The organism is Micromonospora coriariae (assembly GCF_900091455.1).
GTDB classification, from domain to species: Bacteria; Actinomycetota; Actinomycetes; order Mycobacteriales; family Micromonosporaceae; genus Micromonospora; species Micromonospora coriariae.
In genome coordinates this window covers 3,636,504-3,651,303 of record NZ_LT607412.1, presented here as the reverse complement: position 1 = coordinate 3,651,303, position 14,800 = coordinate 3,636,504, and the positions used below count along the sequence as shown (strand labels likewise).

The 14,800-nt window shown below is 73.9% G+C and carries 8 protein-coding genes; 2 read left to right on the top strand and 6 right to left on the bottom strand.

What is annotated here, in order from left to right:
* Window positions 1-218: 218 nt before the first annotated feature.
* The 4 genes from GA0070607_RS17110 to GA0070607_RS17095 form a co-directional block, all read right to left on the bottom strand.
* Entirely contained in the window at window positions 219-3,596 is a 3,378-nt protein-coding gene (locus tag GA0070607_RS17110) for an ATP-dependent helicase (RefSeq protein ID WP_089019100.1), read from the bottom strand.
* A 10-nt stretch (window positions 3,597-3,606) separates the two neighbouring features.
* Window positions 3,607-7,251, bottom strand: coding sequence for an ATP-dependent helicase (locus tag GA0070607_RS17105; protein WP_089019099.1), 3,645 nt, complete (start codon window positions 7,249-7,251; stop codon window positions 3,607-3,609).
* A 189-nt stretch (window positions 7,252-7,440) separates the two neighbouring features.
* The gene (locus tag GA0070607_RS17100; RefSeq protein ID WP_089019098.1) at window positions 7,441-7,986 is read right to left on the bottom strand and encodes an LOG family protein; all 546 of its coding nucleotides are present in this window, start codon (window positions 7,984-7,986) and stop codon (window positions 7,441-7,443) included.
* Window positions 7,986-8,849, bottom strand: a complete 864-nt coding sequence (locus tag GA0070607_RS17095; protein WP_089019097.1) for an LOG family protein — start codon at window positions 8,847-8,849, stop codon at window positions 7,986-7,988. Before GA0070607_RS17095 ends, GA0070607_RS17100 begins: the two co-directional genes overlap by 1 nt.
* 155 nt (window positions 8,850-9,004) lie before the next feature.
* Here GA0070607_RS17095 and GA0070607_RS32380 point away from each other — a divergent pair, with 155 nt between their 5' ends.
* Window positions 9,005-9,169: a hypothetical protein gene (locus GA0070607_RS32380; protein ID WP_157743172.1), complete on the top strand. Its 165-nt coding sequence runs from the start codon at window positions 9,005-9,007 to the stop codon at window positions 9,167-9,169.
* A gap of 34 nt (window positions 9,170-9,203) precedes the next feature.
* Here GA0070607_RS32380 and dapE read toward each other — a convergent pair whose 3' ends face one another.
* Window positions 9,204-10,277 (bottom strand): succinyl-diaminopimelate desuccinylase, encoded by a 1,074-nt coding sequence (dapE, locus tag GA0070607_RS17090; protein ID WP_089019096.1) that lies wholly within the window; start codon window positions 10,275-10,277, stop codon window positions 9,204-9,206.
* A 101-nt stretch (window positions 10,278-10,378) separates the two neighbouring features.
* Here dapE and dapD point away from each other — a divergent pair, with 101 nt between their 5' ends.
* A complete protein-coding gene (dapD, locus tag GA0070607_RS17085; protein WP_089019095.1) occupies window positions 10,379-11,338 on the top strand; it encodes a 2,3,4,5-tetrahydropyridine-2,6-dicarboxylate N-succinyltransferase in 960 nt (319 codons plus the stop codon).
* 51 nt (window positions 11,339-11,389) lie between these two features.
* Here the strand turns inward: dapD and GA0070607_RS17080 are convergent, their stop codons facing one another.
* Window positions 11,390-14,662, bottom strand: a complete 3,273-nt coding sequence (locus GA0070607_RS17080; protein WP_231929964.1) for a S8 family serine peptidase — start codon at window positions 14,660-14,662, stop codon at window positions 11,390-11,392.
* Between the last annotated feature and the right edge of the window lie 138 nt (window positions 14,663-14,800).

Sequence of the window (14,800 nt, the reverse complement as noted above, 5' to 3'; positions counted from 1 at the left end):
TCTCCTTGACGGAACGTCGGACTCGCACTTGTTGCGAGCCCGAAGAGGAGCGCTCCGCGCGGGAATGCGCGAATCGCCTGTCGCTTCTGGTCGCCCCGCCCGGAGAACTCCGGACACAACAAAGAGCGCCTGGGGCCACAATCCCGCCAGGCGCACACAGAGTCTCTGGTAACCAAAACTGCAACCCGTTCAACCTACCACGGATTTTCCCGCCATGGTCAATGTTGGACGGAATCTTCCGGCAGCTTGGCGATCAGGGCCGTGAGCCCGGTCACGTCCAGCAGGTCGGCGGGGCGGACCGTCACCCCGTGCCGGACGTAGTGGAACGCCGCTCCCACCCGGTCGACCGGCACGCCGGCCAGCTCCGCCCAGGCCAGCCGGTAGACGGCCAACTGCACCGCGGCCACCTCCGCAGCCGGGCCGGTCGGTTGCGCGCCGGTCTTCCAGTCCACCACGTCGAACCGGCCGCCCGGCCGAGCGAAGACCGCGTCCATCCGCCCCCGCACCACCACCCCGGCGATCACCGTGGCGAACGGCACCTCCACCTCCACCGGCACCCGGTCGGCCCACTCGCTGGCCAGGAAGCGCTCCTGAAGCTCGACGAGCGCCTCGTCCGGAGCGGCGTCCGCGTCCGCCGCGCCGGGCAGCTCGTCCACGTCGAGCAGCCGGTCGGCGCCGAACCGCTGTTCCAGCCAGGCGTGGAAGGCGGTTCCGCGGCGGGCGTACGGGTTGGGCTCGGTGGGCACCGGGCGGCGCAGCGTACGGGCCAGCGCCGCCGGGTCACGTCGCAACGCGACCAACTGGGTGACGCTCAGCTGCCCGGGCAGGGCCACCTCGACCGCGCCGGAGAGCCGGGTCAACTCGGCCCGCTCGGCCAGCAGCAGGTCCGCCTCGCGCCGCCAGCGCGCCACCTCCGGGTCGACCTCCGGCTCGACCGGCCCACCGGCGACCACCACGTCCGCCGGGACGTCGGACATCAGGCGGCGGACCAGCGCGGCCGCCTCAGCCAGTGCCGGCCGACGGCCGCCCAGCGGGTCTGCCGGCCACTCCGCGCGGAGCACCACCTCGGCGGTCGGGTTCGTCGCATCCGGGGTCGGCTCCGGCGCCCACGCGTCGACCAGGTGCCCCGGGCCGCCGTCCAGGCAGGCGTCGTACACCTCGCGCAGGAAGACCGACGGACCGCGCGGACGCTTGGTCCCCTCCCCCCACCAGTAACCGGAGCAGAGCAGCAGCCGGCGCGGCCGGGTCACGGCCACGTACGTCAGCCGCCGCTCCTCCCGCTCGTCGTGCGCGCGCCAGGCGTCAATGAAATCGGTCACCGCCCGTGCCACGGCCCGCTGATCCGCCGCCTCGTCGAGCGCCAGCTCGGGCAACCCGTCGGCGTCACCGCGGAGCGGGAACGGCAGCACGCCCAGCCCACCCAGCCAGTGGTCGGAGTTGCGCACCGGCCCGGGCCACAGCCCGCGGCTCAACCCCGCCACCGCCACCACGTCCCACTCCAGGCCCTTCGCGGCGTGCGCGGTCACCACCTGCACCGCGCCCTCCACCACCTCGACCTCGCCCGGGGCGAGACCGCGCTCCTCATCCTCGGCGGCGGCCAGGTAGGACAGGAAACCGGCGAGCGTCGCGCCCGGCGTCTCCCCGCTGAACCGGGCCGCCACGTCGCCGAGGGCGTCCAGGTGACCCCGGGCCAGGCCGGCGTCGCCCGCGCCGTCCCGGCCGGCCCGCACGGCGACCTCCACGTCCAGGCCGATGGTCCGCTCGATGTCCGCGATCAGGTCCGGAAGTGCCTGGTCCAGCCGGTAGCGCAACAGCGCCAGCTCCCGGCCGTACGCGCGCAACCGCGCGAAGCCCTCCGCCGAGTACGCCTGCGCCGGGCCGAGGTCGGCCAGCGCCTCCACCAGGGTCGCCTCGTCCAGCAGGTCGGGGCTGATGTCCGAGGTGTCGTCGGCGGCAACCTGTCGACGGGCGTTGGCGATGGACCGCGCCCGCCGGTGCAGTGCCACCAGGTCGCGCGGCCCGATCCGCCAGCGGGCGCCGGTGAGCAGCCGCAGCAACGCGGCCCCGTCGGTCGGGTCGGCCAGCACCCGCAGGGTGCAGACCACATCGCGTACCTCGGGGGTGTCCAGCAGGCCGCCCAGCCCGACCACCTCGACCGGAAGGCCGCGCTCGCGCAGCGCCGACTCGATCGCCGGGATCTGGCTGCGGACCCGGACCAGCACGGCCGTGGTCGGCCGCTGCGCCACCGGGATGTGCTCGGGCACCGCGCCGGGCATCCGCGCCGCGCCGCGCCAGGCGGCGAGCACGCTGTCCGCGATCCAGTTCGCCTCGTCGGCGTACGTCGGCAGTAGCGCGCAGTGCACAGTGCCACCGGCCGCCCCACCCGGGCTGCGGTGCGGGATCGGGTCCCGGACGGTCAGCGCGGACCGCAGCTCCGGCACCCGGGCGCCCGCCGCGCGCAACGGGGTGGACAGCGCGTTCGCCACCCGGAGGATCTCCGGGCGGTTGCGCCAGCTGGTGGTGAGCCCGAGCGCCTCGGCCGGCCGACCGCCGGCCCGGGCGAACTCGGTGGGGAACCGGTCCAGGGTGCCGGCGCTCGCCCCCCGCCACCCGTAGATCGACTGGCACGGGTCACCCACCGCGGTCACCGGGTGCCCTCCGCCGAACAGCGCGTTGAGCAGCACCACCTGTGCGTGGCTGGTGTCCTGGTACTCGTCCAGCAACACCACCCGGTAGCGGTCCCGCTCGATCTCACCGACCCCCGGATGGTCCCGGGCCACCCGGGCCGCCCGGGCGAGCTGGTCGGCGAAGTCCATCGCCTCGAAGTCCTCCTTGCGCCGGGCGTACGCCCGCACCAGCGGCAACAGGCGCAGCCGGGTCTGCTGGAGGGCGAGCGCCTTGCGCACGTCGGCGTAGACCCGACCCGGCCGGGACTGCACCTCGGCGAAGAACCGGCCGGTCCAGGCGGCCAACTCGTCCGGAGCGACCAGGTGTTCGTCCAACTCCCCGGCGAGGGCCAGCACCGCGTCGGTGATGGTGCTCGGCATCCGGTCCACCTCGGACATGTCGCCGTCGTAGTTGCGCACCAGCAGGTCGACCAACTGCCAGCGGGACGCCTCGGTGAGCAGCCGGGTGGACGGCTCGTAGCCGGCCCGCAACCCGTGCTCGGTGACGATCCGCCCGGCGTACGAGTGGTACGTGGAGACGGTCGGCTCGCCGGCGAGCGGATCGTCCAGCGGGTCCCGCCCCTGCCGTCCGAGCCGGCGGATCAGCTGGTCGAGCCGCGTTCGTACCCGGTGGGCCAGCTCGCCGGCCGCCTTACGGGTGAAGGTCAGCCCGAGGATCTGCTCCGGCCGCACGTACGAGTTGGCCACCAGCCAGACCACCCGCGCGGCCATCGTCTCGGTCTTGCCGGACCCGGCCCCGGCGACCACCAGCAGCGGCTCCACCGGGGCGGCGATGATCTCGGCCTGCTCCCGGGTCGGCGCCGGCAGCCGCAGCAGCTTGGCCAGCTCCACCGGGGTGTACCGGGGGCCGGCGTCGGCGAGTCGGGGTGCCGGCGCCGGACCGGCGCCGAACAGGGCGGGCTGGGTCACGGGGCTACGCTCACTCCTCGCCCTCGGGGCTGCTCCGGGTGGTCGGCGGCTCGACGACCTGGCGCCCCTGCCCGGAGACCGGGCAGCTGGTGCGCACCGGGCAGACCCGGCACTTCGAGTTCGCCACCGCGGCGAAGGTGGCAGCGGCCATCGTATCGGCGGTCCGCCGAACCAGCGCTGTCGCCCAGCCAGCCGCCGGTCCCTCGCCGACCGCCGGTTGATTCTGCTCCCGGGCGTCCTTGGCGGAGGTGCCGAGCTGCACAAGCGCGGCGCCCCCGGACTCGTCGCCGAACTCGACGAACGCCCCCGCCTCCACCGCCGCCTGGTACGCGCCGAGCTGCGGATGCTCGGCCAGGTCGGTGCCGGTGACGGCGGTGGACTTGCCGGTCTTCAGGTCGATCACCACCAGTCGCCCGTCCTCGTCGACCTCCAACCGGTCGACCCGGCCGGCCAGGTCGACCGGCCGGTGCGGGTCGTCCAGGCGGACCGCGAACTCGTGCTCGATGGCGAGCAGCCGGCGCGGGTTGGTGGCCAGCCAGCGCAGCAGCTTGTCGACCATCGCCTCGGCGCGCTCCCGCTCCGGGCCGGCCATCCACCGGGCGGCCAACTCGATCGCGTCGAACCGGGCGGCCACGTAGTCGAGCAGGGCGCCCCGGTCGGCACTGGCGTCCTCGGCGAGCATCGAGGCGGCGTGCACCAGGTTGCCCACGCCCTGAGCGGTGCTGGCCGGGCCGCTGCCGCCGTGCCGTTCCAGCAGCCAGCGCAGGCTGCACCGCAACGCGCTCTCCATCGCCGACGGGGTAACCCGCACCGGCTCACCGTCATCGACCAGCGGCCGGTCGTCGGAGAGCGCACGCAGACCCCACCAGTCGTCCGGATGCGCGCCGGGCACACCGGCGGCGGCGAGCCGGGCGAGCTCGGCCGCCGCGGCGCGCCGCCGGAACGCCGGCGCGGCCGGGTCGGTGATCGCGGTACGCAGCTCGGCGACCAGCGCCGGCAGCGTCAGCGCCCGCGGTGGTCGGGTGACCGGCAGCGCGCCGGGCCGGTCCGGCTCCCCGTCCTCGGTCACGTCTCGGTCACTGGACACGCCGTGCGGGGCGCCGTTTCCGGTCGCGCCGTCGGTGACGCCGGCGCCGGCCGCACCGTCGCCGCTGTGCACGGCGTCCGGCGGATGGCCGGCGGGATCGTTGGTCGGCCCGGTGCGGGGACCGGGCGGAGTGGTTGGCCCGGTCGGCGGGGTGGGCGGCCCGCTCGGGGTGGGCCCCAGCTCGTGCAGGAACCGGCTCGGCTGCTCCTCGTGATCGTCGCCGCCGACCGCGGCCGACGCCACCGCGGTGACCAGCAGCCGGTGCCGGGCCCGGCTGACGGCGACGTGGAAGAGCCGGCGCTCCTCGTCCAGCAACGCCGACGTCTGACCCACCACGTTCGCCGCGGTGGCGCCGCCGACGGACCGCCCGGCCAGCACGTCGACCAGTCGCTCCGAGCCGAGCAGGCTGCCGCGCAGGCGCAGGTCCGGCCAGATGCCCTCCTGCACCCCGGCCACCGCGACCAGGTCCCACTCCAGGCCCTTCGCGCCGTGCGCGGTGAGCAGCCGGACAGCCGCACCCCGGTCGGCGGTCGGGGCGATGGTGTCGGCCGGCAGGTCCTGACCGAGCACATGGTCGAGGAAGACCTCGGTGCGGGCACCGGGAAGCCGGTCGGTGAAGCGGGCCGCCGCGTCGAAGAGCACCAGCACGGCGTCCAGATCCCGGTCGGCGGCCTCAGCCCGCCGCCGCCGGGCCAGGTCCCCCTCGCCGGCCGCCGGTTGCCCCTGGCCGATCGCTCCGGCCCAGCGTTCGGCAAGCCCGCTGGCGTGCCAGACGGCCCAGAGCACGTCCTCTGCCGTCGCGCCCGGCCGGGCGGCGGAAGCCCGGGCGGTGGCCAGCAGCCCGGCCACCGCCTGTGCCGGCTCCGCCCACCGTCGCTCGATGCCGGCCAGCTCGGCCGGGTCGCGCAACGCCTCGACGATCAGCTCCCCGGACGGGCGCCGGTCTCCGCCGGCCAGTGCCAGAGCACGCAGGCCCTGCCGCAGCCGCCGCTCGGCCAGCGGGTCCGCCCCGCCCAGCGGCGAGTGCAGCAGCGCGACCGCGGCCTCCTCGTCCAGCCGGTCCGGCTCCAGCGCGCAGCGCAGCAGGAGCAGCAGCGGGGCCACCGCCGGTTGCAGGTGCAGCGGCAGGTCCTCGCCGTGCACCACTGTGGGTACGCCGGCGGCGTGCAGCGCCCGTTGCAGCGTGGGCAGCTGCAACGCGGTCGACCGCACCAGCACCGCCATCCGCGACCAGGGCATGCCGTCGAGCAGGTGCGCCGAGCGCAGCGCGTGGGCCAGCCAGGCGGCCTCGCTGGTCGCCGAGCGGAACGTGTGCACCTCGACCACGCCCGTCGGGGCGTCCGGCAGGGGGTGCAGCCGGCGGTGCGCCGCCGGACCCCGCAGCCGGCGGCCCAGCCGTGCGATCGCGGCGAGCAGGCCCGGCCCCGCCCGGTAGGACGTGGTCAGCAGCACCTGCGCGGCCGGCGCCCCCGAGGCGGTCCGGAACCGGTGCGGGAAGGTCGTCACGCCGGCCGGGTCGGCGCCACGGAAGGCGTACGTGGAGGAATCCGGGTCGGCGAACGCGACAAGCGTCTTGCCGCCACCGGCGATCACCGACAGCAGGTCGAGCTGGGCGGGGTCGGTGTCGGCCAGCTCGTCGACGTACACGTGGGCGAGCCGGCGGCGCTCGGCGGCCAACAGCTCCTCGTCGTCGCGCAGCAACCCGGTGGCCGCACGGACCAGTTCGGCCGGGTCGTACGCGATCGAGCCGCGGTTGCTGACGTCGCGCAGCGCGAGCACCGCGACGTACTCCCGCAGGAAGCGCGCGGCGGCCGGCCAGTCGGCGCGGCCGAGCTTCTCGCCGAGCCGGGCCAGGTCGGCCGGGCCGACGCCGCGCTCAGCGGCACGCATGAGCAGGTCGCGCAACTGACCGGCGAAGGCTCGGGTCCGTAGGGCCGGCCGTAGATCCGTCGGCCACCCGACCGGGTCGTCCTCGGGCTCCTCGCCCACCACGTCCAGCAGCTCGCGGATGATCAGATCCTGCTCGGGGCCGGTGAGCAGCCGGGGCGACGGCTCGCCGCGTTCGGCGGCGGCCCGGCGGAGCAGCCCGAAGGCGTACGCCGCGAAGGTGCGCACCAGGGGCTCACGCAGCACCCGGTGGCCGTCCTGCGCCACCCGGGCCTCGATGCGCTGGCGTAGCGCGGTGGCGCCTCGGCGACCGAAGGTCAGCACCAGGATCCGTTCGGGATCGACCCCCTCGGTCACCCGGGCGGCGACCGCCTCGACCAGGGTGCTGGTCTTGCCGGTGCCCGGCCCGCCGAGCACGAGCATCGGCCCGTCGGTGTGCCCGACCACCTCCGCCTGCACCGGATCGACCCGCCGGCCGATCCCGTCTGTTCCGGACCCGGCCGCCCGCTCGCGCCCGTCGGGACCGACCGCCCCGACCGCGGCGGTCGGCGCAACCCCACCGGCGGGCAGGGTGCCGCTCTGGGCCGCGCCGCTACCGGCGGGCACGGTGCCGCCGATCGGCACGCCCCCGTCCCCCCGCGCCGGCCCCCCGGACCGTCGCACCAACCGGTACGCCTGCATCAGCTCATCCCATCACGCCCATACGACACCCCACCCACCCCACTGACCCCCGCCCGGCCCATCCGGCCTCACCCCACCCCACCAACTCCGTCGATCATGAAGTTAGCGGCGCGACACGCCGACGGCAGCGCCGCCAACTTCATGATCGACGGGGTGGGGCGGTGGGGGGCCGGGGTGGGTGGGGTGGGGTCAGGTCAGGTGGGATTCGAGGGCGTCGAGGGCGTCGGGGATGGAGGTGGCGACGGTCAGGAGGCTGAGACCGGCTGGTTTGAGGAAGTGCTGGTCGGCGAGGGTGCCGAGCCAGTCCAGCAGCGGCCGGTAGAAGCCGTCGGTGTCGATCAGCACCATCGGCTTGGTGTGCAGGGTGAGGGTGGCGGTGGTCCAGACCTCGAACAGCTCGTCCAGGGTGCCCAGCCCGCCGGGCAGGGTGAGGAACGCGTCCGACTTGTCGATCATCACGTTCTTGCGGGTGGCCATCGAGTCGGTCACCAGCAGCTCGTCCGAGGCCAGGTCGGCGACCTCCAGGTCCACCAGCGCCTGCGGGATGACGCCCAGGGTGCGCCCTCCGGCGGCCCGGGCGCCGTCCGCCAGCGCCCCCATCATGCCGACGCAGCCGCCGCCGCTGACGAGCGTGTGCCCGCGCCGGGCCAGCTCCGCGCCGGTCTCGGCGGCCAGGTCCAACCAGCGCTGGTCGAGGGTACGGGAGGAGGCGCAGAAGACGCAGATCGCCGCCATCAGCTCTCCCGTGGCTGCTCGGCCGACTGCTCGGCGGCGGCCTGCTGGTCGGCGGCGGTACGGGCGACGGCCTCGTCGCGGACCGCCTCCTGCTCGGCGGAGAGCGTCGCCTCGGCCTCGATGATGTGCCGGACCGCCGCGTTGACGTCGTCGGTGAGGCAGATCAGGTCCAGGTCGACCGGGCCGATCTTGCCGTCGGCGGCCATCGAGTCACGCATCCAGTCGAGCAGCCCCTGCCAGTAGGCGACCCCCATCAGCACCACCGGGAACCGGGTGACCTTGCCGGTCTGCACGAGGGTGAGCGCCTCGAACAGCTCGTCCATGGTCCCGAACCCGCCGGGCAGCACCACGAACGCCTGCGCGTACTTGACGAACATGGTCTTGCGGGCGAAGAAGTAGCGGAAGTCGATGGCCAGGTCGACCCATTCGTTGATGCCCTGCTCGAACGGAAGCTCGATGCCGAGCCCGACGGAGAGCCCGCCGGCCTCACTGGCCCCCCGGTTGGCGGCCTCCATCACCCCCGGCCCACCACCGGTGATCACCGCGTAGCCGGCCCGGGCCAGCGCGCCGCCCAACTGCTCGGCCAGACGGCACTCGGCGGTGTCCGGGCCGCTGCGCGCGGAGCCGAAGACGCTGACCGCCGGCGGCAGGTCGGCGAGCGTGTCGAAGCCCTCGACGAACTCGGACAGGATCCGCAGCGCCCGCCAGGCGTCCCTGGTCTTCCAGTCGCCCCGCCCGCGCGAGTCCAGCAGCCGCTGGTCCGCGGTGCTGCTCGGAATCGCCCCCCGGCGCAGCGTCACCGCGCCCCGGTGCCGCTCCTGTCCGGGACCGCGGCCCGCCTCCCGCCCGTTGCTCTGGCTCATGGGAGCAACCGTAGTGGAGCGGCACGTGTCGGGTGTGCGGGGCGCGGACGCCGAGAAATAGTTCGAGATCTTGGGCAACTATTCGGCTCGCTCGTACGTCTTACTATTCACATACCGGGTATGCCCCGGCGCGCGCCTTCGGGGGAGGAGACAGCGTGATCAGCAACAGCGAGATGATCCGGATCCGTCGCCAGATGCAGCGACGGATCCGAGACGTGGTGGCCGAGCGCCGCCGCACCCGCCAACAGGACGAGCCCCACTCCCTCTCCCCGTCCGGAGCTGATCAAGAGGTTCGCGTCGCCGACAACGGGCCCGGCTGACGCGAACCTCTTGATCACCGGGTAGACGGGCGGGTCAGGCCGGGGCCAGCCAGCGGTGCAGGGTCGCGGCGCCGTCGCGGATCTTGCTGATTTCGACGTGCTCGTCCTTGTGGTGGGCCAGGTTGGGGTCGCCCGGGCCGAAATTGAGCGCGGGGATGCCCATGGCCGCGAACCGGGCCACGTCCGTCCAGCCCAGCTTGCCGATCGGCGCCGCACCGACCGCCGCCAGGAACTCCTTCGCCGGGGCCGCCTCCAGGCCGGGGGCCGCGCCGGCCGCCGCGTCGGTCACGGTCAGCTCGAAGCCCGCGAAGACCTCCCGCAGGTGCGCCTCCGCCGCCACCGGGTCGCGATCCGGTGCGTACCGGTAGTTGACCTCGATCTCGCAGTGGTCGGGGATCACGTTTCCCGCGACGCCGCCGGTGATCCGGACCGCGTTCAGACCCTCGCGGAAGTCGCACCCCTCGATGGTGACCCGGCGCCCCTCGTACGCCTGGAGTCGCCGCAGCACCTCACCGGCGGCGTGGATGGCATTCACCCCGTGCCAGGAGCGCGCCGCGTGGGCCCGCTCACCGGAGGTGGTCACGATGGCTCGCATGGTGCCCTGGCAGCCCGCCTCGACGAGGCCGTACGTCGGCTCCAGCAGGACTGCGAAGTCCGCCTCCAGCCACTCCGGATACGCCTGCGCGACCAGGTTCAGCCCGTTGTACCGGGACTCGATCTCCTCGGCCTCGTAGAAGAAGTACGTCACGTCGTAGCGCGGCTCGGGCAGGGTGACCGCGAGGTGCAGCGCGTACGCGACTCCGGACTTCATGTCGGACGTGCCGCAGCCGTACATCAGGTCGCCGCGCATGCTCGACGGGAAGTTGTTGTTCAGCGGCACCGTGTCCAGGTGCCCGGCCAGTACGACGCGCTGCGAGCGACCCAGGTCGGTGCGCGCCATCACCGTGTTGCCGTGCCGGTGGGTGGTCAGGTGCGGTACGCCCCGCAGCACCTCTTCAACGCAGTCGGCGATGGCCTTCTCGTTGAGGGACACGGACTCGATGTCGACCAGGGCGCGGGTCAGCGCCACCGGATCGGCGAGGACCTCGGGGGTCAGCGGGTTCTCCATGGTTCGCACGGTACCTTCAGGTTTGTCAGCGCGAAGAGTGAGCTTGCGAGCCCCGCCGTCGTGAACAGAGGCCGGTCCGGCCGCGACCGAGAGGTGCAACAGTGACGTCCGCAGATTCCGCCTGGGGCATCGGCCTGGCCACCGTCACGGCCGACGAACAGGTGCTCGACACCTGGTACCCGACCGGCAAGCTGGGCCTGGGTGAGCTGCCGCTGGTCGCCGGTGAGGACGAGACGGACGTGCTCGACCTGCCGCCGGCCGCGGTCGGCGACCGGCCGCTGCCGGGTCTGCGTACCGTCCAGGTGGTCACCGTGATCGGCTCGCTGGACGACCCGATCAAGGACGCCCCGGACGCGTACCTCCGGCTGCACCTGCTCTCGCACCGCCTGGTCCGGCCCAACCAGCTCAACCTGGACGGCATCTTCGGCAAGCTGGCCAACGTGGCGTGGACCTCCGCCGGGCCGTGCCCGCCGGAGCGGGTGGACGAGCTGCGGGTGATTGAGCGGGCCGCCGGCCGCCACCTGGCGGTGTACGGGGTGGACAAGTTCCCCCGGATGACCGACTACGTGGTCCCCTCCGGCGTGCGGATCGCCGACGCGGACCGGGTCCGGCTCGGCGCCCACCTGGCCGCCGGCACCACTGTGATGCACGAGGGCTTCGTCAACTTCAACGCCGGCACCGTGGGCACGTCGATGGTGGAGGGCCGGATCGTGCAGGGCGTGCTGATCGGCGACGGCTCCGACATCGGCGGCGGCGCTTCGATCATGGGCACCCTCTCCGGTGGCGGCACGGAGAAGGTGAGCATCGGTGAGCGGAGCCTGATCGGCGCGAACGCCGGCGTCGGCATCTCGCTCGGCGACGACTGCGTGGTGGAGGCGGGCTGCTACATCACCGCAGCGTCGAAGATCAGTCTGCCGGACGGCCGGGTGGTCAAGGCCCGCGAACTGTCCGGTGTCGACGGCCTGCTGTTCTGGCGCAACTCGGTGACCGGCGCGCTGGAGGCCCGGCCGCGCACCGGCCGGGGCATCGAGCTGAACGCCGCCCTGCACGCCAACGACTGACGGTCCCGCCGGGTCCGCGGCGCTCGGCCGCGGACCCGGACGGGGTACGCCTCATCGCAGGCGGTACGCCTGGATGATCCGTTCGGTCACGGTGTTGCCGGCGGAGTCCCGGGCGGTGGCCCGCAGGGACGCGTAGCCGGCCCCGGCGGGATGCCGGACGGTGGCCGTCCAGCCGTGCCCTCCGTGCCGGACCTGGGCGGGTCGCCAACTGCGGCCGCCGTCGTACGAGACGTCCACTGTCAACCTGGTCACCCGCGACCCTGCGGCACCGGGCTGCCGCTGCACCTGCACCGGGATGACCAGGGTCCGGCCGGCCCGGGCGGCATTGGTGCTGTCGAGCGGTGGCGTGAACCGGATGGCGGACACCGGCAGCGCCCGGTGGTCATCGCCCGGCACGTGCCGGGACCGGAACGTCCACGCCGTGCTGACCTCGGTGCTGAGATCCGTGAAGCTCCGCTTCCCCGAAACCTCCAGCCGGTAGGCGGCGGCACCGGGCGGCACAGTGAACTGCCCGAAACCGGGCTCCGGCGACTCGCCCACCAGCACACCCTCGCGGTAGAGCGCGGTCCGATCGGTGTCGCCGTACGAAATGCCGGCGTGCCCCTCGGCATCGCTGTGCAGCGGCACGTCCACCTGGATCTCGTCACCGAGCCGGGTGACGCCCTGCCCGGGCCAGCGCGGCGCCGGGAAGGACGGCCCGTACGGCGCGCTGTTCCAGCTCTCCCGGGTGTGCCGCCCGGGCCGGTACGCCCGTGGTTCGGCGCTCAGCGACATCTTCCGCTCCGGCCACCCGTCGTCGGTGGGTACCGCGAACATCAGCTCGGAGGACCAGCGCAGCCCGCGGGTGTTGTAGTGCTCGACCCGCTGCCCGGGCACCGCGGTGGTCAAGCCGACCCCCCAGGCGCCCAGATCCGGGTCGAGGTGCGGGAAGACCAGCCGCTCGGCGACCAGGCCGGGATAGCCACCCCGGAACCGGTGCGTGACGCTGGCCAGATCCCGGCTTCGGTAGGTCTTGTCGAAGCCGGTCGGCATCCGGCCGGGGACCTTCTCGCTGAGCGCGTACAGGTAGGGGGTGTTGGCGACCTCCGGCTCGATCCACTGGCTGCTCACCGTGGCGAAGAACCGCTCACCGGAGACCGCGCGACCGAGATGTCCGGTGGCCAGCCCGGTGAAGTCGGGCGAGATCACGCCGAACCCGTAATAGCCGCCGTCGCTGCTGACCCAGTTCGCTCCGATGTCCACCAGCGCCGGCGCGGCCGAGCGCTCCGGAACGGCGGTGCGCACCGGCCGGGCCTGCCGGGCGTCGACGGTGACTGTGGTGTCGCCGTCGATGATCAGCTCCGGACGGGCCAGCTGGGCGAGCCCGTCCTCGGCGAAGAGGAGGCTGACGAGTCCGTAGCGGCCCTTGGGCACCCGGGTGTCGACGGTGCCGTCCGGGTCGTACAGGTCGTAGGTGATGAAGGTGTCCAGACCGATAAGCACCGTGGCGTGGTCGGTGGCGGCCCCGCCGGTGGCGTCCAGGTGCCGCACGGTGAGCTGGTAGCTCTCCACCTCGCGGTTCACCGCGACCGGGGTGACCGCCACCGCCGTCCCGGAGCGGGCCACGATGCGCCCGGTCCAGTAGCCGTCCGTTCCGAGCCGGGTGTCCACGGTGACCGTGGTGCCGGCGGTGCCGCCGGCCGGCACGGTGACCTGGCTCGCGCCGAGGGCGAACATGCCGGCGGGCGCGGGCTGGCCGTCCGGGCCGGTCACCTCGAGGGTCAGGTCCAGGTTGAGCGGGTCCGGACCCTCGTTGCGCCAGTCGACCTGCCGGCTGACCGGGGTGTCGTCGTTGTGCGGCCAGGCGGGCTGGCCGAAGGAAACGCTGACCGGGTTGCTGACCACCCGCTGGGTGATCGCCCGGGCCACGTCGACCCGGCCGGCGCCCTGTTGGAAGGCCGTCTGCGCCGGGTGCGGCTTCGCCGAGGCCATCAGGGTGGCCTTGAGCTGGGCTGCCGCCCAGTCGGTGTGCTGCTGGGCGAGCAGTGCCACCGCCCCGACGACGTGCGGCGTGGCCATCGAGGTGCCGGAGAGCGAGACGTACTTGTCCCCCACCGGCTCGCCGAGCAGCGTGCCGTCGCCCCGGGCGGCGACGATCTCCACGCCGGGCGCCGTCAGGTCCGGTTTCAGCCCGCCGTCGCCCACCCGGGGGCCTCGGCTGGAGAAGTCGGCCAGCGCGTCGTCGCGGTCCACCGCGCCCACCGCGAGGGCGGCGTCCGCCGTGCTCGGGGAACCGACCGAGGCGTCGGTGCCGTCGTTGCCGGCGGCGATCACGAAGAGCGCGCCGGTCTGCGCGGTCAGCGACTCGACCGCCGCCTCCAGCGGGTCGACGTCGGGCGTGTCGCGACCACCCAGGCTCATGTTGATCACGTCGGCGTGCTGGTCGACGGCGGCCCACTGCATGCCGGCCAGGATCGCCGACTCCGGGCAGCCCGCTTCCTCGCAGACCTTGCCGTTGAGCAGGGTGGCGTCCGGGGCCACGCCCCGGTACCTGCCGCCGGACGCGGCGCCGCTGCCGGCGATGATCGAGGCGACATGGGTGCCGTGGCCGACGGTGTCACCGGCCCCGGAGGCCTCGGTGAAGTTCTGCGACTCGGCGACCCGGCCGATCAGGTCGGGGTGACTGGTGTCGATACCGGTGTCCAGCACGGCGACGCGTACGCCCTGGCCGGTGAAGCCCGCCTGGTGCGCGGCCGGCGCGCCGATCTGCGGCACGCTGTGGTCCAGGGTGATCTGCCGGCGGCCGTCGAGCCAGATCCGGTCGGCACCCCCCGCCGTGCCGACCCGGGCACCGGCCCCGGTGAGCGACGCCCAGACCGTCGCCGCGCGCTGCTTGTCCGCCCTCGCGGCGACGCCGCCGATCGCTGGCAGTGGTGTGGTGACGGTCAGTCCGGCGGGAGCGACGGCGCTCCGGTGAGCGCCCGCGTCGCCGGTCACCAGCACCGGCAGGTGGTCGCGGCGGGCGTCGTCGTAGCCGGCGGCGATCAGACCGGTCACGTCGAACAGCCGCCGGTCGACCCGGCCGGCGCGGACCAGTGGCAGGGCATCCTGCGGCAGCACTGTGAGGTGGCCGTCGTCGCGGGTGGTGAGGAAGCGGATGTCGGCACGGCCGGGGCCGGGACGCACGGCGGCGGACCCGGACGCGGTGACGGTGACCTGGTCTCCGCTGAGCAGGGTGACGGTGGTGGTCGGAGACGCGGCGTCGGTCGAGGTGCGCCCGACGGCGTCCGGCATGGCGGTGGTGGTCGACGGGGCTGCCACGGCGACCGCCGGACTGCCCAGCATGAGAGCGACTACGGCTGCCGCGGCCATTCTGCTACTTCGATGCAACGGATCCTCCTCGGTGGAGCGTCGTTACGAATAGAGACGCATTGACCACCGTCAGAATTACATACCGCGTATGCATGGGGAAGTCGAAAAAAT

Coding starts and splice junctions, on each gene's coding strand:
- GA0070607_RS17105 (WP_089019099.1), bottom strand. CDS start 7,251: ATGCAGGCGTACCGGTTGGTGCGACGGTCCGGGGGGCCGGCGCGGGGG.
- GA0070607_RS17100 (WP_089019098.1), bottom strand. CDS start 7,986: ATGGCGGCGATCTGCGTCTTCTGCGCCTCCTCCCGTACCCTCGACCAG.
- GA0070607_RS17095 (WP_089019097.1), bottom strand. CDS start 8,849: ATGAGCCAGAGCAACGGGCGGGAGGCGGGCCGCGGTCCCGGACAGGAG.
- dapE (WP_089019096.1), bottom strand. CDS start 10,277: ATGGAGAACCCGCTGACCCCCGAGGTCCTCGCCGATCCGGTGGCGCTG.
- GA0070607_RS17080 (WP_231929964.1), bottom strand. CDS start 14,662: ATGCTGGGCAGTCCGGCGGTCGCCGTGGCAGCCCCGTCGACCACCACC.